The following is a 22,170-nucleotide window of genomic DNA, read 5'->3' as shown; positions in this document are numbered from 1 at the left end:
ATAGATTTGGGTGACGCTGACTATAGCGCTGTTATGCACACAAAGGATATGGATATGTGGAAAAATATGGGACTGACAGGCAAGATTATCGTTGCCATGGTGCTCGGTATCATACTGGGTCTATTTTTAAACTACTCAGGATTGAATGGCGAAGGCAGCTTCGTTAATACTTACATCACAAATGGTGCCTTTGCTATTATCGGCAAGCTATTTGTTAACTCGCTAAAAATGTTGGTCGTACCTTTAGTACTTATCTCACTGATTTGCGGTGTGTGTGGCATTGGTGATATCCGTCTGCTAGGACGTATTGGTACCAAAACATTTATGATCTATATGATGACAACCGCGCTTGCTATTGCAACGGCGATTGGATTGGGTGTGCTATTTGGTATCGGTAAAGGCATGAATATCGAATCTGAAGCCACGTTTGAAGCCGCATCAGCGCCGCCACTGCTTGATGTGTTCTCAAACATTATCCCATCAAATCCCATCAGTGCGATGGCAAATGGCGACATGCTATCGATTATTTTCTTTGCCATTCTAATCGGTATCAGTATTTTGATGGTGGGTAAACCTGCCAAAGGCTTGGTTCAAAGTCTAGAGCTTATCAATGAAGTCATCTTGAAGATGGTGACCATCATTATGAACCTAGCCCCTTATGGTGTATTTGCGCTGTTAGCCAAGGCGATGTCTGAGCTAGGCTTTGAGTTAATTTTGTCACTGCTAAGCTATATGGCAGTATTGGTTGGGTCTTTGGTCTTCCATTTCTTCGTTACTATGATGATTGTGCTAAAAGTCTCTTCAGGTCTATCTATCAAGACCTTTTTGGCAAAAATGCGCGAAGTACAAATCTTTGCGTTTAGTACGTCAAGCTCAAACGCGACCATTCCGATTACCTTGCGTACCGTTACTAAGCGTATGGGTGTGAATAACTCAGTTGCTTCGTTTACCGTTCCTTTTGGTGCCACCATCAACATGGATGGTACAGCCATCATGCAAGGGACAGCGACCATCTTTATTGCCAATATTTATGGGATTGATTTGGGCGTGACCGAATATCTAACCGTTATCTTGATGTCAGTACTGGCCTCTGTCGGTACGGCTGGTGTCCCTGGGGTCGGCTTGATCATGCTGTCTATGGTATTTGCTCAGGTCGGTCTGCCTATCGAAGGTATCGGTCTGATCTTGGGTGTGGATCGTATTCTTGATATGCTGCGTACGGCGGTCAACGTTGGTGGTGATGCGGCAGTGACTGCTATCGTAGCAAAATCAGAAGGTAAAATGGATCTGGCGCTATACAACGATCCTAACGCTGGTGCTAAAGACGTGTTCGATGGTCATATCGATGAAGACAACGAGCGTGAGTTCTCTAAAGTCATGAATGATGGCATCATGGGTAGTGAGTACGATGACGTTGATCGTCGCCACTAATCATCTCTGCTAGATAGACGTTCATAAAATAAAAAACCTCAGTCACATTGGCTGAGGTTTTTTGTTGGATAACGTGTTTGGTTACTCTCATTTAGCCAAACACATATTTGGTCAACATCGCTAGACACACCAGCACAATCATCGGACGAATCAGCTTACTCCCCCCTTTGATCACCATATGTGAGCCAAAGTACGCACCGATAGTCTGGCCTACCATCATTGCCAGCCCCACCTTCCACAATACATTGCCACCCAAGATAAAGAATATCAATGAACCAATATTGGTCGATAGGTTCAACACTTTTGCGGTGCCTGTCGCTTCAATAATCTGACGACCACGCAATGCCACATTACCCAGCGCAAAAAACATCCCTGTGCCGGGTCCAATATACCCATCATAAAAACCAATCAAAGGCGCCACCCCTTTTTGCCACTTACCCTCTGATATGCGGGGAGCGGCCTCTACCTCACCAAGCCTAGGGGCAAATAAGGTATAAATACCGATAGCGGCAATCAAAAAAGGAATCAGTTTTTCGAGCAAATCAGGTGGTGACATCTGCACCGCAATGGTACCCAAGACTGAACCGATAAACGCGGCAATAATAGCCACTTTAATACGCTGCGGTTTGACGACGCCCTTTTTTATCATGGTAATGGATGCGGCCAATGCCCCAGAAGCAGCTTGTAGCTTATTGGTGCCAAGCGTGAGCACTGGCGGGATATTGGCCAGTAGCATGGCAGGTATGGTCAACAGACCGCCGCCGCCAGCAATCGCATCAATAAATCCTGCCAATGCTGCGACAGCCGCAAGCATCAAAATAATCTCTAGTGAAAAGGTTAAGTCCATAATACTGACCTACAAAATGTGGTGATAAAAGAAAAGAAAGCCTCAGATACTAGGCTAAAAACTTACTAATGACACTACTATCGTTGGTAATAGCTATTGTTGATAATAGTAGTGATGAGACGATAAATTCCCTGAAAACTTCTTAAGACATGAGACAACGTCATAATGCGTCGATCATTATAGATATAAAACCGCAAAAAAAGCCAAAAACGTCACAAAGTCTGCTAGATTTAGCCAATAGTGTTCCAAATCTCTCATATAACGGACAGTTTGTTAAAAAGATTTAACGACTTACAACTATTTTGCTCATCGCAGCGCCTTTATAATGTCACTATCATTGAGACGATATAATGGGCTAATGGCGTTATTTCAGCGTATTTTATTGTCTATATTAATAAGAGTGTGAGAAACTGTTTTTGTCTGCTTGCTATATCGTCATGAATAATAGCGTGGATATTTGAGATTATTTAGTAAATTGTACTTAGGAGATGAGGATAATATGGCAATACGAAGGATTAAGGCATTTTTTGAATTTGAGGCAGCAGGCGGTATCGTCTTAGCATTGGCTGCCGTTGCTGCAATGATCATTGCCAACTCCCCTCTTAATGTTTGGTACGAAGGTTTTATTCACGCACCAGTTGCCATTCAAATTGGTGAGTTTGCCATTGCCAAAGATGCTCACCACTGGATCAATGATGGTCTAATGGCCGTTTTCTTTTTCTTGGTCGGGCTTGAGCTCAAGCGTGAAGTATTGATTGGTGAGTTGTCTAACGTCAAGCAGATTATCCTACCAGCTGGTGCAGCACTGGGCGGTATGATCATGCCTGCGATTGTTTATCTACTCTTTAACTACAATGAGCCTGAGTTTTGGAAAGGTTGGGCCATTCCTGCGGCAACAGATATTGCTTTTGCGCTTGGTATTTTGAGCCTTCTTGGCAACCGTGTACCCAACTCTCTAAAAGTCTTTTTGGTCTCTATTGCTATCTTTGATGATATCGGTGCGATTCTAATCATCGCTTTGTTTTATACCAGTGAGTTGTCACTAGAGTCGTTAGCTTTGGCTGGACTATGTCTGCCATTCTTGTACCTTCTTAATCGTCGTAACGTCACTAGCATCACGCCTTATCTACTTATTGGTATTATCATGTGGATTGCAGTGCTCAAATCGGGTATCCATGCAACATTGGCCGGTGTGGTCTTAGCACTATTTATTCCTATGTTTGACCGCACTGATCCTGAGCACTCTCCGCTTGAAGAGCTAGAGCATGACCTACATAACACCGTCGCCTTTGGTATTTTGCCAATATTCGCTTTTGCCAACTCGGGTATCTCACTCGAAGGCGCAGGTCTTGCTGAATTATTCCATTCAGTACCACTAGGTATTGCCGCAGGTCTGTTTATCGGTAAGCAGTTGGGCGTCATGATTATGTGCTGGTTAATCTTTAAGCTTGGTATCTCAACCATGCCAAAAGGTATGAACTATAAGCAAATCTACGGCGCAGCGCTATTGTGCGGTGTTGGTTTTACCATGAGTTTATTCATCGGTGGCTTGGCATTCGCTGGCGACACCACTATGTTTGATGAGCGCTTGGGTATCATCATGGGTTCTATCGTTTCTGGTATCGCAGGTTACATCATGCTCAAAGTGAGCTTGAAAGATAATGTCAGCGGCACATCAGTCGATTTGACTCGCTCTCATTAATAGCAAAACGAGCGACTTATGAGCCTATTAGCTTATAAGTCGCTTTTTATTATCTGCAAAACCTTTTAATGAAAAATGTGTATTCAGCCAAGGTTGATTATTGTTAATGAACCCGCTGTAGCATTAGCAATAATTGTCATGTCGGCAGACGAGAATATCCAATACATCATGCCTCCCCTATCGTTAGTGCGAAAGACGCGCGTGTAAGACTACCGTTCTTATCTGATGAAATATATGACCTAAAATCTCGTATCAGTACGATACAAAGACAACGAGAGTCATTGAGTCCATCAATTAACGCTTATAAGTGATGGTTATGGATCGCTCTTACGATACGAATGTTGTTTTATAGCTGACTCATAAAGGTGTTTGATCATATGGATAAGAAAATCAGCAATACTGCAAATATTCCCACCAATAAGACGCAGCATCCATCAACAGCGTTGTATTTGCGTCATGGGCGTACGACTGCTATCGATGACCATAGTGATTTGCAAGTGTTAAAGCGGATTAAGCGATATCTACTGCCAAAAGATTTTGCTATCTCGCCTGCGCTACTAGAGGAGATAGTCGCCGGCTACGATATTGGCGATCCACTCACAGATGATTTGGCCGCTAACAATATCCGCTTTGCAAAGCCCCTACAACAGATTATCAGCGGCGGCGATGGTCTAGACCTAAATAGCGATCTCGCAACTAACGCCTCATTTAATGCACTAAACGAGCAATTTAGCAGTCATCCTGATTGGTTCGATCCCAAACTCGCTCAAATCGGTGCGGTCGCCTATCGACGCTATCCACTGATGCTCATTTGGCTACTGCGTAATGTCGCGCTGATGGCAGGTTATAGCATCCCAGCCCTATCACTACCACTCATTCAGACGGGCGCGTTGATGCACGATGCGCTACCACGGCTCATGCGTACCTATGCCTATATCTTGGCGGTGTCTGAGCATCCACAATCAGATATGGGCATGCGCAATCACTCTCAACCTATCGATCAAGTATTGGCGATTGGCTCTGAGGGCTGGCGACAATCCATCAAAGTACGTCAGATTCATACATTGGTACGGCAAAAATTACTCAAAGGTAAAGGCAATGCTGCTACAGGCGTGATACCAAACGCCGAGCAACATCACAATCCTGATGGTAGCTGGAATACCGATTATTGGGGCGTGCCGATTAACCAAACTGACATGATTGCCACCCATTTACAGTTCTCGTTGTTAATTATGCGTGGCCTACGCCTGCTCGGCGCTCGTATTAGCCCTGAGGAAGCTGAAGGTATTTTGCACTTATGGAATCTTGCCAGCTACTGGATGGGCGTTGATTTAGAGCGTCTGCCAAAAGATGAAGCGGCTAGCTGGGAATGGCTGTATACCTACTTATCAATACAGCAGCTAGACTTTAAGACGGGGCAGCCACTGGCAAAAGCCTTGCATGATCTACCGCGTCAGTTGATGGGCGAAGACAATCGACGTGGACGCTTTGTGGAGATGGTCAATGCCAGTGTGACACGCACCTTAGTCGGTGATGACATTGGTGACGGCTTAGCTTTACCAAAATCAAAGATACGCTTTGGCGTATTGTCTTCAGTGCCGATACTTTTTGCGCTTGATACTGCACGGCAGCACAATGCAACGGTTGCCCAAAAATTAGAAGCATTTCGTGCCAAGCGCCAAGACAATATGAATTGGTGGCTTAAAAAGAACGATGATTATTATAAGTAGATGATATCTATCAGCGTTTGTTTTCTACGCGGTAATACCATTCTAGCTGACGATCAAACCCAGTTTCTAGCAAACTGGCAATGACGCGCCCTGTCAGTCCCCACACCGTCTCACCATCCACTTGCCAACTCGGCGTCAATATGGTCGCGGTTTGTTCTTGCATTTTATATTCTACCGCATACTCCACCGTTGGCTGGTTGACTAACGACTCTAAATCCGCCCAAAAGATACGCGATATCTCTCCCACTTCAGGAACTAATACCAGACCTGGGGCGATGAGCGCGACAATGGGACGTACACTCATACCGCTTTTGGACGTTTGGATCGGTAGTTGTCCCAGTAATTGCACTTTATTAGGTGGCAGCGCCGTCTCTTCACAAGCTTCACGTAATGCGGTCACGACGTTGTTGCCATCCCCTATCTCATGTTTGCCGCCTGCACAGGAGACCTCTCCTGCATGGCTGTTCATATGAGCGGCTCGGCGCGTCAATAAAAGCTTGGGTCGACGCTCATTGGTAATTGCCACCAATATTGAGGCATCGGCAATCGGTGTCTGATACAAGCTGTCCAAAATACGCGTACTTTGTGAGGTGTTGCCACTCTCGTACATCGCTGGACTCGTGAGCGCATTCAATGTCTCGTGTTGTACTCGCTCGGCCAGTTTTCTGAGTGTGGGATGACGAATAAAGCTTGGGACAGCGACGCTAAACTTATTAAAAAAATCAATATTTTCGGGTACGGTCATTATCAAATCCTATGAGTGGTCATTTTCATATTACTCATGAAAATACCGGTGCCAGCATAACAGTATAACCTGTCGCTAGTATGGCAGCCTTTTTTATTAATCAGATTATCGCTTTTGTAGATGTATCTCATATTTACGTTATTTTCGACAAAGTGCGATTTATTGATGCATCAGCTGACTGCTATACATACAGTAGAACCTCAATAAAATTGATACAGCATAGGAAACGCGCTCGATTAAACGCTACTTTTCTTGCTTGCTGTGACTGCGTCTCCAGAGGCTGCGAAAAATAGCGTTTAATCTTGCTATACCATTTTTATAATGGTTTCACTATATATGTGGTCACTATGATAAATATAAAACGGCTTACCGCTTGTGTATAAGCTTTGTTATATAGACTGAGCCTCTATCCAAGTGAGCCTTTCAACTAAATGTCTATTTTTTTGCCGCGTCTTTACACCTTTCTAAATCACTCAATATCTCATACCGTCTGTCTCAGACGGTGATCGTTTTATTAATTAAGATTTTCTCAATATCCTTTTAGCTTGGTACTTATCAATGATAATAAGTATCATAACTGCAGCTTTAAATTACCAAACATTAACCGAGTAATATTTCAAAAAATGCATTTGGGTATTATGATGGCTGCTAGCAAGACTATGAGGCGTACATCCTAAAATAGCATTATAAAAATACTGATGCCAACGTCATAGGATTGCTGTAATAACAATAAACAATACCTCAAAAGAACAAAGGATACAGATTATGACAGACCAAATCGACAACATGATGCCACCTGCTGAATATATCAATGATAACTATAAAGGCTCAGGAAAACTGGCTGATAAGCGCGTTTTAATCACTGGCGGAGACAGTGGTATCGGTCGCGCAGTGGCTTTTCATATGGCACGTGAAGGCGCCAAAGTTGCCATCCTTTATCACTCTGACGAAGAGAGCGCCAATGAGACGCGTAAAGGTATTGAAGCAGAAGGCACAGACGCGCTGGTACTGCAGGGTGATACGGCAGATAGCAGTAGTTGCAAAGAGGCAGTCGAAGCGGTCGTGGCACAATGGGGCGGCATTGATGTGCTAGTCAATAACGCTGGTATGCAAAAGCCGTATCATGATTTGTCTGAAGTCAGTGATAAAGACTGGCAACAGCATTTCGATGTCAATATGGCAGGAATGTTTTATGCAACCCGCGCCGCCCTTGAGCATATGAAAGAAGGCGATAGCATCATCAATACCACCTCAGTTAATGCATACGTTGGCAATGATGTATTGGTGCCGTACACCGCAACCAAAGGCGCTATCGTTGGCTACACCCGCGCGTTATCGCAACAACTACTTAGTCGCGGTATTCGCGTTAATCAAGTAGCACCAGGTCCTGTAGTGAGCGAGATTCAACTGGTATTTAAAGACTTTGATAAAGATATTTTAGAATCAATGTCCTCACCAATGGGGCGTATGGGTCAGCCACGTGAGATGGGTGCTGCCTATGTCTTTCTTGCTTGCCAAGACAGTAGCTTCGTGACTGGGCAGACGCTACATATCAATGGTGGGATGATTACCAATGGCTGATATCATGGATTCTCCTGACTCTTCTGACCTGCTATCTGTCTGTTGGGCAGATAGCAGTACTCATCGCCGTTGGTTGCTCGCTGAAGGACAACGTTTGCTCGATCATTATGCCAAAGCGCGCGTGCCATCAGGGTTTGCTACTTTGGGTCACGATGGCAACATGGTAGATGACACAGCAAAGAGCATCATCACTGCGAGGATGGTGCATTGCTATGCGCTAGCGGCACTAATGGGTATACCGGGGACGGCAACACTTGCTGACCATGGCCTAGATGCGTTGCTCGATGGCCCATTGCGCGACTCGGTACATGGCGGTTGGTTCAGTGATACTTCCTCAACTCATGAAAACCCATCACGCAAAAACGCCTATCTGCATGCGTTTGTCGCGCTTGCTGGCGCGTCTGCTAGCATTGCTGGTCGCCCGCGCGGTACAGAGTTGATGGAGGCTGCAATAACAATCATTGATCAGCATTTTTGGTTAGAAGATGAGCAATCAATGCTGCCTTCTTTTGCCGCTGATTGGTCTGATCCCGAAGATTATCGCGGCGCCAATTGCAACATGCATACGACCGAAGCCTGCTTAGCACTGGCAGATGCTACGGGTGAAACGCGCTGGCTAGACCGCGCACTACACTTAGCCAAGCGCTTCGGTCATGATATGCCTAGTACTTACGATGGTCGCCTACCTGAACATTTTGATAGTGAGTGGAATCTGTTGCCCGACTACGATGCGAATGAGCCTTCTGATGACCTGCGTCCTTGGGGACTCACACCTGGTCACTTTGCAGAATGGGCAGGACTGCTGCTCAAGGTTGAGTCTGCTTGTACGGCACGTGATTATGAGGTGCCTGATTGGCTGCTACCTGATGCCATCGCATTATTTGATAGCGCTATCAATCGTGGCTGGGCACCTGACGGTCAGCCCGGCATGGTTTATACCATTGGCTGGGATGATGAGATTTCAATACCAAACCGTCCTTACTGGGTACAGGCGGAGATGGCTAATACCGCACTAATGCTATCGCGCCGTACGGGTGATCCGCGCTTTGAATATTACTACCGCTTAGCTTGGGATTATATTGCCAGTACTTTGATTGATCTTGAGCACGGCGGCTGGCGTCATGAGGTAGATGCAGATGGCAACTTAAGTACGGTCATATATCCGACGCGCGAAGATCTTTATCATGACTTTCAAGCCACGTTGACGCCATTGATTCCTATCTCTGCGTCGGTAGCTGGTGGACTACGCACACAAATGCTCAAAATAAAAACCTAATTGCTATGATCTAATTTTTATGACCTAATTCCTATGTAGGATATACTCGATAATATAAGAACGCTTTGATGGCAATTAAAATGCGCTATCAGAGCGTTTTCTTTGTAATCATAAAAATTAAATAAAATAACTTTTTCGTTAAAAGTAAAAGGATATCCTCAAAAGTATTTGTCACTATCGCTGCTGTATACAAAAGCAAACATCAGAACGGCAAAAAAACTTTTAACATAAGTGGACATACAATATTTACTAATAAAGGTAGTTGGTATGAGCTATTGTCTCCAATGCGGTCATAAAGCAGAACGAAAAATCCCACCTACAGATAATATGCCGCGCTTGGTGTGCCCCAATTGTCACTATATCCACTACGAAAACCCAAAGGTTATCTGTGGTTCGCTAGTCGTACACGAAGACAGAGTCCTACTGTGCCGCCGAGCGATCGAGCCGCAATATGGGCTATGGACGATACCTGCAGGTTTTATGGAAAACGGCGAAACCATGGCTGAAGGCGCCGCACGCGAGAGCTACGAAGAAGCTGATGCCATCGTACTGAATCCGCATCTATACTGCATTTATGACCTACCAGATATTGGGCAGATCTACTCTATTTATCTCGCCGATCTAAAAGATGGTGCGTACGGTATTGGCTCAGAAAGCCTTGATTGTGCGCTATTTAGTGAAGAAGATATTCCATGGGATACGCTCGCCTTTGAGGCCATTCGCCTTACCTTAAAAAACTATTTTTCTGATCGTAAGCAGTATAACGAGTTGTCAGAATTCCCGATCCATCAAGACAAAATCGGCAAAGATTTGAGTATCAAACGGTACTAAGCAAATACTACATACAAAAAAGCCAAGCATGACGCTTGGCTTTTTCTTGGTGATAGATTTTGCTACCTTAGCTCTTTATTTTACAAACCTCAAAGCCCAGTCCTTTGACTGTCTCTTCTTTATTATAAGGCGCTAATACGGCACGCACATGCTTTTGACCTTGCAGATATTGCTTGGCAACACGCTGTAAATCATCAATGGTCACTGCCAAGATCGCAGCACGCATTTTGCGCTGCCAATCAGCACCGCGATGATGCAAGTTGGCGAAGCACGCTTTGATCGCCTCCCCTGCAGGAGAGCCTGGCTTATCCATACCGGAGATAATACCTAAAATCGCCTCTTCTAATTGCTCATCGTTTTGTCGCTCGTTTAAGATCCACTCAATACTGGCCTCAAAATGCTCAAAGGTTTCAGCGCACTGCGGATCGCGGTAACTAAAGAACTTAAAGGCGCAAGCATTGGCGTCATAGCCAGCACCGCCGCCATAGGCACCGCCGCGTTCACGAATGGCGCTGTGCAGATAGCCATTACGTAGGTAAGGCGCTAACACCATGAGTGCGGCAGTATCAGGATGGTCAGCCGCTGGTACCGTATAAGCACTGGCATTATGATAAACGTTGGTTGGCACTAACCACGCTAAATCTGCAACATCGAGCACATTGTTTTTAACATCGTCGCCACTCTCTAATGCCTTGACTGCATTAGTCTCACCATTTAACGCAGTATCTAGATGCAGATTTGCAAATTCGCTAGGGATATTTGCTTCAGTATTGTCTGCTTTTTCAGCAGATGTGACTGCTTTGCTCTCTGTCCAGCTATCGACGATGAGGCCACTCAAGCGTTCCGTTTGCTCGGCTTCACAGATAATAACGGCATGCTTAGGTAAGCTGATCAAACGTTGATGCAAATCCATCAAACTCGTTGCCAATGTATCCCACTGAGTATCATCGCTACTGGCATGTCCCAAGAACGCTTTTAGTGCATTTAGTGCTGGTAAACCACTACGCACATATTCTAGCTGCGCTTGACGACTCATACCGCGACTGGCGGTTTGCATTGCATATGAGTGACCAGAACCTGCCAAATTGGATTGCCAGCTGGCTTGACGCTGCTGCAAGATTTCTTTGATGCGATCATGCTCAGTAAAGATGCTGTGTTCCATTACTTCTTTGAGCAAATCAATCGCTTCAGGTTTGCGGTTGAGCGCGCGCGTTGCCACGACAAAATAGCTGCTAATCGATTGACTATCATCCACGTGGGTACGCTGGCTGATACGCGCGGTCACACCCGAAGAATGCGCGGCTTGCTTGGCCTGCATCTCATGAGCACTCATCGAGTCAGTACCCAGCTCTGATAGTAGGCTTAAATAAATCGGTAGCAATGGATGATTGATCACCTCGTTCACAGGCAAACTGCTGGTGTCCTGATTGCCAATGGCTTCAGTGAGCGGTACGATCACCTGATAGTAATAGATACCATTGGTGCCCGCTTCATATTCAAATAGCGTACTATCTTGCCCGCTCAGACGCACCTGCTTTTGGGTGCCTTCTTTAAAGCTAATGTCTGTTGGTACGTCTTCTAGACCTACCTTTGGCAGTAAGCTCAAATCATCTGGCGCTGCTTGGCGTGCGGCCAGATCTAATGCTTGCTTGTGCAAGATGTCTTTGTCATCAGCAGTCAGATCCATCTCAATGGTATCTAGACGCACTTGCTCTGCTGCAGCAAGGCGCGCTGATTTTTCGCTATCTGGCGTCATGGTCACGCGTACACGGTGCGGATTATCCAGCAGATGCGTTTTGATTAAGTTCGGTAGCCACTGCGGATCGACGACTTGCTCGCGTAGCCACTGTAGATGCTCATCTACTTCCCACACGTCGATAGGATTACCATCATGAATGGCCGTACTAAAGCCTTCTAGCATCAGGTTCAGACCATAAGGGATGCTATCGCCACCGATATGGCGCTGATCAATTTCAATCTGGTGCAAGATGGTTTCGATGGTTTCATCATCGACTGGCGCGCTTGCCACCTCAGTCAGCAGATCAATGATGCCCTGCTCTACCGCCTCGGCATACTCTGGGTTAGAGCCGCGCAGACCTGTATAAAAGACCATTTCATAATGGCTGTCATCGAGCCCCAATAGTGGACTTGGCGCTTTACCTAGCGGGTGACTGTCAAGATAGGCACGCAATGGCGAGCCTGAGTGCTCAACCAGCACGCCTTCGAGCAAACGTAATGCCAAACGCTGCTTAGGATTGGTAATCGCTGGCAGCAACCAAGCGACCACGTGATGGGTCTGATCGGGACCTGCCTCATCAGCCGTATACGTATCGACTGCACTGATGGGCGCAGACAAACGCTGCTCTGGACGCGAGACATGCTTTTTACCCGCTTCAAACTGAATCAAGGCATCTTCATGTATTTTGGCCTGTGTCTCGGCAACAGGAATATTACCAAAGCTCATGATGACACTGTTTGAGGGGTGATAATGACTCTCATGAAAGGCTGTCAGCTCAGTATGCGTCAAGTCAGGAATCTGGGCAGGATCGCCACCTGAGTTGTAGTGATAGGTGGTCGTTGGGAATAGGTGATGCGCAACTGTATGATAGAGCTGATCAATCTCGCCGCTCATGGCCCCTTTCATCTCGTTAAAAACAATCCCTTTAAACTGCGGCTTGTCGTTTTCGTCCAGCTCCACGCGGATGCCCTCTTGCGCAAAATCAAGCGGGTGAATATTGGGGAAAAACGAGGCATCAAGGTAGACAGAGAGCAAGTTAAAGTAGTCATTTTTGTTTTGCGTGGCATACGGATACGCCGTCCAATCTGCTGCAGTCATCGCATTCATAAACGTGTTTAATGAGCGCTTGATCATTGAAAAGAACGGGTCACGTACTGGGAATTTCTTAGAGCCACACAATGCGACGTGCTCCAAAATATGCGCCTCGCCTTTTGAGTCCATCGGCTGAGTACGAAAACCCACTAAAAACGCATTTTCATCGCTTGGGTGCGCTAAATGATAGTGCATCGCGCCTGTCTTCACATGCTGACTGATCAGCACATCCATCGATAGCGCCTCAATATGGCGATGCTCAATCAGCTCAAATGCTGGATGCAACGTGAGATCAGCAGTAAATGGGGTATCAGTCATAGTTATCCTTATCGCTTACAATGCGTATCGTGTGCCCTGACTATCAGGGTAAATAGAGTGGTAAAAATTATTGAACTATCAGTCGTAAAAATGGCTATTAAAACATTTTGACTTACAATTTCTGAAAAAACTGAATGCTAAAACCCAATACTGGCTTCTGAACTCAATTATGCAGGTATTTATAGTGACTATATTGGCTTAGCGCTATTAGTGGGGTTTGATCGTTGATAAGTCAAGTCAGCACATGGGCAATAATATATCGTGAAGTGCTCGCCACTCTTTCAAACAGCCCAAAATAATTCCAACAAAAGCCACATTCAAATGATGGTCATATCGCTTAACAGAGACCGTTTGCACTGCTATAGTCAATCAATATTAAAAGTGGTACAAGGCAGACGAGTGCAAGTACTACAGTAGTAGGCTAAACGAATCTAACGCTGTAACACTTTAATAGTGGTTCGACTATACCATGAAGTTCGCTACCAATAGGAGCACCTCATGAGCTACTAACACGTTTTACTGGTTACTGACTTATTATCCGATGCAGACAAGGTTGCTCTAAAAACCAAACGTATACTCGCAGGCTCTCCTAAGGCCAGACTGTCAGTCCTGCATATTGTGGAAGACGATATGGTGCGCTTTGGGTATGAATTAGTACCTTCCTCTAGCCTATCAGGCGATGTCCATAATGAAAAATGGCAAAAAGCGCGTGCTAAGCTGGCGAAGTTTTTGGCACGTAACGAGCTAGAAGCAGTCAACTCTGAGGTGACAGCTGCCATTTCTAACAGTAAAGGTATTGTTGACTACTGTCATGAAAAAAAGGTCGACTTACTCATTATTGGGCGTCATGAACGACATGGTATTGCGGCTTGGTTAGTCGGTGCAACAGCCGATAGTATCTTGCCAAACATCCCTTGCAACAGCCTAGTCGTCAAGCTTGATGAGCCAGTATCAGAATAAGGGGGCCGGCTCATCATTCGAGTTAACCTGTTATTTGTTAGCATTGCACTCGGGTGTTGTTCCATATCAAAATCTATGTCACAAAGATAGACAAGCATTACTTAACAGCGCTCTATAGTAGTGCTATAGTAAATACTATCTGACATGAGGAAGACGTTATGAGTTACGAACATATTTTACTGGTCACCGACTTACTCTCTGATGCGGATATCGTCGCGCAAAAGGCCAAGCGCATCGTTGAAAACCGTCCCGGTTCTAAGTTGTCTGTGCTGCATATTGTCAAAGATACCATGGTGGGCTTCGGCTATGAGCTGGTACCTGCGTCAAGTCTTTATGATGAGATTGATGACGAACGCTGCCAAGAAGCACGGGCAAAACTGGCACAATTCCTTGAACGCAACCAGCTCAATGCGGCAACGTCAGAAGTCACTACCGCTATCTCTAGCAGTGAAGGTATTGTCAGCTACTGTCATAAACACGACGTCGATCTGTTGGTAATTGGTCGGCACAAACGCACAGGCATCGCCGCGTGGGTCAGCGGTGCTACGGCGGACAATATCCTGCCCAACGTCCCATGCGACAGCTTGGTCGTAAGACTCGACAAACCGGTTTCGACGTAGCAATTTGCTTTGGCTATATGGAATTATCAGTTAACAAAAAGCGCCCTATCATGATTAATACGGCGCTTTTTTACTCCTCACATTTTGACATTATCTCAGTTAATCTTGTTGGATAATATCTATAAACGTCTGCCAAATGGGGCTTTGATGACGGGCTTTGTGCCAGACCAGCCACCATGTCCGCGATAGATCGATTCCTGCAACGCTTACTTGCACCAGCTCACCTGTTGCCAATTCTGTCTCAATCACATGCTGCGATAGGCAGCCAAGACCAATATCTGCACTCACCATATGTTTGATGGCTTCTGATTGGTGTATGGCCTTTACCACTTCTGCATTGGGTAGATACTTTAGCAACTGCTCATCGATAATCTGCCGTGTGCCCGACCCTGCCTCACGTACGAGTAGCGGCAACTGTGCTAGCTGATTAATAGTCAGCTGATAGCAGCCCTTATCTTGGCTATAGATAGCGACGTTCTTTAACCATTTACTATCACGTTTGGCAAATATCATCAGCGTATCCGTTCGCCATTCGCGCTGCTCAATGGCTTTCATGTCTATCGGACGCGGCATCCCTTCTACTAAAGCAATATCGATATTGAGCTGCTCAACCTCACTCACCACCTCCTGAGTATTGGCAATATACATATCGACATTGGCATCTGGTAGCGCCTCATATAACTTACCAAGCAATGATGGCAGCACGTAATTGCCAATCGTGGTACTCGCCCCGATATGTATCTGCCCCGCTTGATATTGGTGATAATGTTCAAGCGTGAGCGATTGACCCAAGATAGCCTGTGCCTGTATATAAATAGGATGGGCATTGGGATGCTGATTAAGCCTGCGACCGACGCGCTCAAACAATGGCATCTGTAATCTAGACTCAAGCTCTGTCAGCGCACTGCTGACCGCCGACTGTGATAAATGCATCTCTTCACTGGCACGGCTGGTGCTACCTGTCTGGTAAATACTGACAAAAACAGCGAGCTGCTTAAGTGTAATCTTTGGCAATGTCTGTACAGATTTTTTCATGTTATTGATGATGCCTTATGTCATTTTTTAGCCTGTCTTATTCGCTATACATGTCTTTTTTTGCTACTCATGCGCGGTATATCTATTTCTACCGTAAACACTAACCTAAAATATCGATAGTTTATATCTTATTAATCTGTTTTTATTATAAATATAGTCAGCTTATACTGTCTACTCATAAGCTTATGCTTATTTTAATATCAGTAATAGGATATGCCTCTTATGCATACACTAGCCAAATCAGTCAGTCGTTCAGTGAGTAACTACATTCCAAGCCAACGCCACTTGGCTGGTTTGGCTGTGGTACTGATCGGTAGTGCATTCTGTCTATGGTTAGATACGCGTTTGGATGCGTGGTCGAACGGACGTATCGTTGGCTTATCCTCTTTAACGCTCGCGATTTTGCTGGGTATGGTCTTGGGCAACACCGTCTATCCAAATTTTGCTGAACGCTTAGGTAGTGGAGTCGCTTTTGCAAAAGGTCAAATTTTACGACTTGCGATCATGTTTTATGGGTTCAAGCTGACCATGACGCAAGTGGCGAGCGTTGGTATGCCAGCGATTATGACCGATGCTCTCGTCCTGACGTCAACCTTTATACTGACCTATTGGATCGGCACCAGATGGCTAAAAGTCGATAAAGAAACCGTTATACTCATCGGCTCAGGCGCGAGTATCTGCGGGGCGGCGGCTGTCATTGCTGCAGAGCCAGTGGTCAAAGCTCAAGCACATAAAGTGACTATTGCTGTGGCGACGGTCGTGGTCTTTGGCACCATGTCCATGCTGCTCTATCCTTTTCTCTATCAGCTTGGTTGGTTGCAGCCTTGGCTTAGTGCCCAGCAGTACGGCATGTACACGGGCTCAACCGTACATGAAGTGGCGCAAGTCGTGGTCGCAGGCAATGCCATCAATACTGAGATTGGCGACACTGCTGTCGTGACCAAAATGATACGGGTGATGATGCTCGCACCTTTCTTACTTGTGCTCTCATTTGCGCTAACCAAAGATCGCTCCGTAGATAATGCCGCTATAGAACATGAAGGTAGTAAAAGCGAGACAGCATCATTTATGAGCCGCGTCAAGCAAGTCAAAGTGCCATGGTTTGCGTTTATTTTTATCGGTATCGTCTTATTACATACTTGGGTGCCAATGTCTGCAAGCATTGAGCGTAGTATGGTGAGACTAGATGACGTACTGCTTACGATGGCGATGTTTGCGCTAGGTCTAACCACGCATCTAAGCGCGATCAAGCAAGCTGGCGTCAAACCTCTGGTATTGGGTGCGGTGATGTTTGGCTGGTTGATATTGGGCGGTGGTCTGATCAATATCGGTATTAGCTTTATATAATAAGTCAATTGCTCATGCTTATTGACTTACCTCAGTACCCAGTACAAAAATGCCTCTAACTATCCATATAGTCGGAGGCATTTTTATATCTGTCGTTTCATTTAATACCAAATCACAGACGAAAAAAAAAACGAACCCTAAGGTTCGCTTTTTTACATCTTTTTATCTATCTGTCTATAAAGACAAATTAGATAGCAACGATGTTATGTGCTTGTGGGCCTTTTTGGCCTTGAGTTACAGTGAACTCAACTTCTTGGCCTTCAGCCAAAGTTTTGAAACCTGAGCCTGAGATTTCGCTGTAATGAGCGAAAACGTCTGCGCCGTTTTCTGGAGCGATGAAACCAAAACCTTTAGCTTCGTTGAACCACTTAACTGTACCTTTTTGAACGTCTGACATAGTCATAACCCTGATATTTAATTTATTTGTGGTCTAATAGACCGATAACGCTTGCAAATAGCTACTGAACGATAAATATTAAAACGAAGGATTATAACTAATACTACGAGGTAATGATTTGGTGCAGAACTGCTCTTAAGCTTGGATGTATTATAGGGGGAACATCCTAGTATCGCAAGCCTTATCTCAGGTTTTATGTAACTGGACTTAACTATTGCCCTATATTGGCGACTTTATTTGGCATTTGGCAGACGAAACAAATAGACGGCAACCCCGCTACAGACCAGTGCTACCAGCCATGCCGCCCATGTCATATCAGCGGGCAGACGATAAAACAACATGGCAGTCGATATCGCCATCATGATGGTCGCAAGCCACTTAGCATAGAGCGGTACTGCATGATTTTCTTCCCAATCACGGACGTATTTGCCGAAGTATTTGTGATTGATCAGCCAAAAATGAAAGCGCTTAGAGCTACGCGCCCAGCAGCCTGCTGCAAGTAGTATAAAAGGCGCAGTCGGCATCACAGGCAATAAAATACCGATAATCCCTAAGACAAAAAACACCCAGCCAAGCGTCACAAAGGTCCAGCGTATCATTGGACTTCTAGATTGGTTGGTCTTAGGCCTATGATAAAACGCTTTTTTATTATGGGTCATATAAGTGATGTCGATGGACGGTGCGGTGAATGATTTTGGTAGCCATCAAAAGTATTTACATAGCTACTTGTATGAATAACCAAGCATGCAATATCACCAAAAATTGTACAAGCCCATTTATACAAGCTTTTTGCTATCGATCAGTATCGTTGGTTAGTGATTGGGTAAGTACCAATGACAAATACTGCGCTCTTCTATTAACACGTCGATTGCAAGCGCTTATAAGATTGAAAGCGCTTATAAAAAGCCAACACAAATGTGAACTGTTATAAAGGGCGGTTAACGAGCGTCAGTCATCACCTTTCATTGTCATTCCTTGTACGCTTGCATCGCCGCTTACAAGTCGTCTATAGTAGAACCTCAATAAAATTGATGCAGCATAGGAAACGCGCTCGATTAAATGCTACTTTTCTTGCTTGCTGTGACTGCGTCTCCAGAGGCTGCGAAAAATAGCGTTTAATCTTGCTATACCATTTTTATAATGGTTTCACTATATGATGATGCAGTAGCTATCGATAATAGCCATTAGCAGTACTGATCAAAAATAATGCAGCACCACTTAACCTTGTCGGGGTGCTTTGCTTTTAACCTTGTAACGATTGTTAAAACCATCGCTGAGACACACCCGTGAACCTGAAGCAGTTAGCACTGACGTAGGAAACAAGCATGACAGACCCTAAGCAGTCTATAAATAAGAGAAATCTCTACCTGACGCGCTGATCTGATAGCGCCTTACATGTTGAGATTTTGCCTTTCTTGTTTTGCCTTTTTTGTTTTATGTAAACAGCATCAGTCTGATTGTTTTCTATCATTAATAAGGAAACAACCATGCAGCCGACCACCAAATTGACCCTTACCCTCGAATGGTTCTTAAACCCTGATCACCTACCTTTTATCGCGGGTATGACCACAGGCGCATATGAGCAGGCAGGGCTAGATATCACTATTATCGAGCCTGATGACCACTATGATGGCTTTGCTGAATTGCAAAACCAAAGTATCGATCTGCATGTGAATGAGCCGATTCATCTGTTTGAGCATTACGCGCCGAATCTGCGTGCGCTTGGCTGTTTTTTTGAGACCGATGGCGGCATATTGATGCAGCAGTCCAGTATGGATAAGCTCAAAAACAATCAACCGATTCGCATTTGCACCCCTGCTGCTGAAGAAAAAACCAATCGTATTGGCTTTGAGATATTAGCGCGCTATGCCAAAAAAAATGGCTTCACTATCAGCCGTGACAATGTGACCTTTGTACAAAAAGACTTCTACCATATAAAAAACTTGCAAGAAGACCCAAGTCTCGATGGTGCATGGCTATGCTTTTATAACTTTGAAGGGGTTGAGGCGACGCATGAAGGGCTAGACTTTACGTTTATCGATCAGCATCTGTCACCTTATCCGAATTTTTCGGCGTTAGAGATTCTGACGACTGATGAGATCTATAGCGCGAAAAAAGACGCGATAGATACCTTTATCCAAGTGACCAACCAGATGACGGAGCTGTGTAAAAATGATCCAGAGACTGCCCACCATATGTATTACAACTATAGTAAGACCGAAGCCGATACGCTGATGGACAGCATCATTGATAATACGTTGGGCAGATTGATCACGCCAATCAAGCCTGATGCCAATAAGTGGCAAGAACTGCGTGAGATGCTGGCCGAGATCGATATCGTGACGTTGACGGATGAGCAGTATCAATCGCTGTGGGCACTATAAGCGTTAAAATAGTTTGAGTAATAAAAAACCGCCATCGTGTTTACTATGGCGGTTTTTTATTCTATTAATGATTAGAAATATTAATCCCAATCAGGACTCGAAATACTGACCGATCTTAGTAATCCAATCAGGTACTTCATAACTATCATCTATAATATTTATATACCTTTTTGAAAACTCATACTTCACTCCTTCTTGTTTGAAGAAGTTGAGTAGTTTAATATTCTCGCTAGCTTTAAGGTCTAACGCAGACCGTGAACATACTTCTTTCACATCATCCATACTATGGTTATCTAGAAATCCTAAATGTTCTGGATAATCATCTCTAAAAGTTACTAGTGTTTCAACAAACGCCTTTCCATTTAATACATCTTCTATAGTAGTTGATGGCGAAACATGACTAGAATTAATATTGACTAAGTCGGTAACATAGTTACTCCTACTAAGCATCCTATTACATAAGAGATTACTCTTATTCGTAACTTCGTACTGTACTAGCTGACTGTCAGTATCAGATAGTAGATATATTTTTCCTACCATTTCTCTCTTATAGTCGTCATATGAAGCAGATAAATACTTATAAAGCCTTTTAATCTCACCTGCGCCACCCACTGGTACGATACGTAGCTTATGATTAACAACCAAATCTTTAAAATACTCAGATAAATATACTTTCTCAGAACTACCCTCACATATTAACCAATTATATGGTTCATCGGATGTTGTACTAGAAATTACTGACTGGACAAAGTCATTTAAACTTTTGAGTCTTACATCAAATGGCATAACTGTTTTAGAACTACTGCTCATATGCTTAACTTGTTCTCGATAGTTTGCTAAATTAACTTGGTCAAAATGATGTGCATCTTCACTTCTATTTATGAAAGTTGCACTACCGCTTTCGACTGTAGGCAAAAAACCATACCAATGTGTTGAGAAAATTATTTGCATACATTCTCTACTCATTTCATACAATGTGCTAAACTGATCGTAGCAAGCAGATATGTGCAGTGAAGATTCTGGCTCATCAATACCTATAATTAAGTTATCTCCACTAGCTCTATGATTTATCAATAGCTTATAAGCTATGTTAATTATAGCTTTTTGCTTTTCTCCTGAGCTCAAAGAATTGATATCTAACCAGTTAGCATTTTTTTCTTTGTGTAATTTTCTTATGCTAAAAAATGCTTGAATAATTAAATTATTCACATCTGATCTTCTTAGGTTTTGCTGTCTATCAGTAATTGTTCGATAAGAGTAACCATCTAACTCTTGTGATATCTCATCTAAAAAATCATTTAGGCTTTTATTTATATCTGTTATCTGCTTTTTAGTAACTCTTTGAGATAATATATTTTCTAATGACTCTCCCATTAAAACCTGAATTTCTTTAGTCTCAATTTTTGTAAATGACTCTGGATCAATTTCACGAGGAATATAAATATAATCAAACTTATCTTTAATAAAACTCCATAAATTTGTAAAATTCTCTAGTTCTTCTTCAAGTTTCTTCTTAGGCGGTATATTAGGAGGGAGTACAACATCCTCTTTGTGAAGCTTTTCATTATAAAAATATTCAACTAACTTCCTATTATTAAAGAAACTTAAGCTCACACCTCCTTTGTAGTGAAGTCCAATAGGTAGAAAGTAATAGCTATCCAAATCATTATTAGTATTGTTAAATATAGATTGTAAGTGATTATAGAAGTCTATTTGAGGTTTTGGAGTTAGATTATCAGTTGATAGGTTACGGACAGTATTATCAAGTGATCTAGCTAAATCTTGATACTCATCAGGTATATCAACTTTCTTCAAAAGAAATATAGGCACGACTTCTGGGTTGGTAGACCTTAATCCACTTTTCTTAGTCACCGTATTGAAGTTCCATGGCTTATCATTAAAACAAGCATCAAGTGCTTCAAGTATAGAGCTTTTACCAATACCATTATTACCTACCAAACCGCAGAACTGATCATTATCAGTCAATGGTATATAGTTTCTTCCTTGATATGTCTTATAGTAACGTAAGATAACCCCGATGATCATAAACTGCCCTTATACATAGATATCTAAAGCCAAGACGTCTTTCTAAAAAACTTATTCCTATAATTTCAAAAATATATTTAGTACCAAATA

General features: G+C 43.8%; 17 protein-coding genes and 1 riboswitch. Of the genes, 10 read left to right on the top strand and 7 right to left on the bottom strand.

Annotated elements, in window-relative coordinates:
• Nucleotides 1-54 precede the first annotated feature (54 nt).
• Nucleotides 55-1,431, top strand: a complete 1,377-nt coding sequence (locus PSBA01_RS07180) for a dicarboxylate/amino acid:cation symporter (RefSeq protein WP_058025454.1) — start codon at nt 55-57, stop codon at nt 1,429-1,431.
• A gap of 91 nt (nt 1,432-1,522) precedes the next feature.
• Here the strand turns inward: PSBA01_RS07180 and PSBA01_RS07175 are convergent, their stop codons facing one another.
• The gene (locus tag PSBA01_RS07175; protein ID WP_186473628.1) at nt 1,523-2,278 is read right to left on the bottom strand and encodes a TSUP family transporter; all 756 of its coding nucleotides are present in this window, start codon (nt 2,276-2,278) and stop codon (nt 1,523-1,525) included.
• 499 nt (nt 2,279-2,777) lie between these two features.
• Here PSBA01_RS07175 and nhaA point away from each other — a divergent pair, with 499 nt between their 5' ends.
• Nucleotides 2,778-3,980 (top strand): Na+/H+ antiporter NhaA, encoded by a 1,203-nt coding sequence (gene nhaA / locus PSBA01_RS07170; protein WP_058025452.1) that lies wholly within the window; start codon nt 2,778-2,780, stop codon nt 3,978-3,980.
• 377 nt (nt 3,981-4,357) lie between these two features.
• Entirely contained in the window at nt 4,358-5,710 is a 1,353-nt protein-coding gene (locus PSBA01_RS07165; RefSeq protein ID WP_058025451.1) for an oxygenase MpaB family protein, read from the top strand.
• A gap of 10 nt (nt 5,711-5,720) precedes the next feature.
• Here the strand turns inward: PSBA01_RS07165 and PSBA01_RS07160 are convergent, their stop codons facing one another.
• Entirely contained in the window at nt 5,721-6,455 is a 735-nt protein-coding gene (locus tag PSBA01_RS07160) for an NUDIX hydrolase (protein WP_071002967.1), read from the bottom strand.
• Between the two features lie 765 nt (nt 6,456-7,220).
• On the opposite strand from PSBA01_RS07160, the gene PSBA01_RS07155 reads away from it, so the two are divergent.
• From PSBA01_RS07155 to PSBA01_RS07145, 3 genes are all read left to right on the top strand, one after another.
• A complete protein-coding gene (locus tag PSBA01_RS07155; protein WP_093069274.1) occupies nt 7,221-8,036 on the top strand; it encodes an SDR family oxidoreductase in 816 nt (271 codons plus the stop codon).
• A complete protein-coding gene (locus tag PSBA01_RS07150; RefSeq protein ID WP_228724532.1) occupies nt 8,029-9,312 on the top strand; it encodes an AGE family epimerase/isomerase in 1,284 nt (427 codons plus the stop codon). The genes PSBA01_RS07155 and PSBA01_RS07150 overlap by 8 nt, the downstream gene beginning before the upstream one ends.
• A gap of 267 nt (nt 9,313-9,579) precedes the next feature.
• Nucleotides 9,580-10,143 carry an NUDIX hydrolase gene (locus tag PSBA01_RS07145; RefSeq protein ID WP_058025448.1) on the top strand — a complete coding sequence of 188 codons (564 nt, stop codon included), beginning with the start codon at nt 9,580-9,582 and terminating at the stop codon, nt 10,141-10,143.
• A gap of 67 nt (nt 10,144-10,210) precedes the next feature.
• Here PSBA01_RS07145 and PSBA01_RS07140 read toward each other — a convergent pair whose 3' ends face one another.
• Nucleotides 10,211-13,291: an insulinase family protein gene (locus PSBA01_RS07140; protein WP_186473626.1), complete on the bottom strand. Its 3,081-nt coding sequence runs from the start codon at nt 13,289-13,291 to the stop codon at nt 10,211-10,213.
• A gap of 519 nt (nt 13,292-13,810) precedes the next feature.
• Between PSBA01_RS07140 and PSBA01_RS07135 the strand changes: the two genes are divergently transcribed.
• Nucleotides 13,811-14,251 (top strand): universal stress protein, encoded by a 441-nt coding sequence (locus PSBA01_RS07135; RefSeq protein ID WP_228724676.1) that lies wholly within the window; start codon nt 13,811-13,813, stop codon nt 14,249-14,251.
• Between the two features lie 158 nt (nt 14,252-14,409).
• Nucleotides 14,410-14,871, top strand: a complete 462-nt coding sequence (locus PSBA01_RS07130) for a universal stress protein (protein WP_186473624.1) — start codon at nt 14,410-14,412, stop codon at nt 14,869-14,871.
• A gap of 99 nt (nt 14,872-14,970) precedes the next feature.
• On the opposite strand, the gene PSBA01_RS07125 is transcribed toward PSBA01_RS07130, so the two are convergent.
• Entirely contained in the window at nt 14,971-15,906 is a 936-nt protein-coding gene (locus tag PSBA01_RS07125) for a LysR substrate-binding domain-containing protein (protein ID WP_186473622.1), read from the bottom strand.
• Between the two features lie 222 nt (nt 15,907-16,128).
• Here PSBA01_RS07125 and PSBA01_RS07120 point away from each other — a divergent pair, with 222 nt between their 5' ends.
• Nucleotides 16,129-17,253: a YeiH family protein gene (locus PSBA01_RS07120; protein WP_071002961.1), complete on the top strand. Its 1,125-nt coding sequence runs from the start codon at nt 16,129-16,131 to the stop codon at nt 17,251-17,253.
• Nucleotides 17,254-17,440: 187 nt separating this feature from the next.
• Here the strand turns inward: PSBA01_RS07120 and PSBA01_RS07115 are convergent, their stop codons facing one another.
• Entirely contained in the window at nt 17,441-17,650 is a 210-nt protein-coding gene (locus PSBA01_RS07115) for a cold-shock protein (RefSeq protein WP_025644841.1), read from the bottom strand.
• Between the two features lie 233 nt (nt 17,651-17,883).
• Nucleotides 17,884-18,309 (bottom strand): YbaN family protein, encoded by a 426-nt coding sequence (locus tag PSBA01_RS07110; RefSeq protein ID WP_071002960.1) that lies wholly within the window; start codon nt 18,307-18,309, stop codon nt 17,884-17,886.
• 559 nt (nt 18,310-18,868) lie between these two features.
• Nucleotides 18,869-18,986: riboswitch (TPP riboswitch) on the top strand.
• A 151-nt stretch (nt 18,987-19,137) separates the two neighbouring features.
• Between PSBA01_RS07110 and PSBA01_RS07105 the strand changes: the two genes are divergently transcribed.
• Nucleotides 19,138-20,034, top strand: coding sequence for an ABC transporter substrate-binding protein (locus PSBA01_RS07105; RefSeq protein ID WP_186473620.1), 897 nt, complete (start codon nt 19,138-19,140; stop codon nt 20,032-20,034).
• A gap of 90 nt (nt 20,035-20,124) precedes the next feature.
• Here PSBA01_RS07105 and PSBA01_RS07100 read toward each other — a convergent pair whose 3' ends face one another.
• Nucleotides 20,125-22,080, bottom strand: coding sequence for an AAA family ATPase (locus PSBA01_RS07100; protein ID WP_186473618.1), 1,956 nt, complete (start codon nt 22,078-22,080; stop codon nt 20,125-20,127).
• Nucleotides 22,081-22,170 lie beyond the last annotated feature (90 nt).

It is taken from the genome of Psychrobacter sp. KCTC 72983, from assembly GCF_014280455.1.
GTDB classification, from domain to species: Bacteria; Pseudomonadota; Gammaproteobacteria; order Pseudomonadales; family Moraxellaceae; genus Psychrobacter; species Psychrobacter pacificensis.
This window is presented reverse-complemented; position numbering and strand designations above follow the sequence as displayed.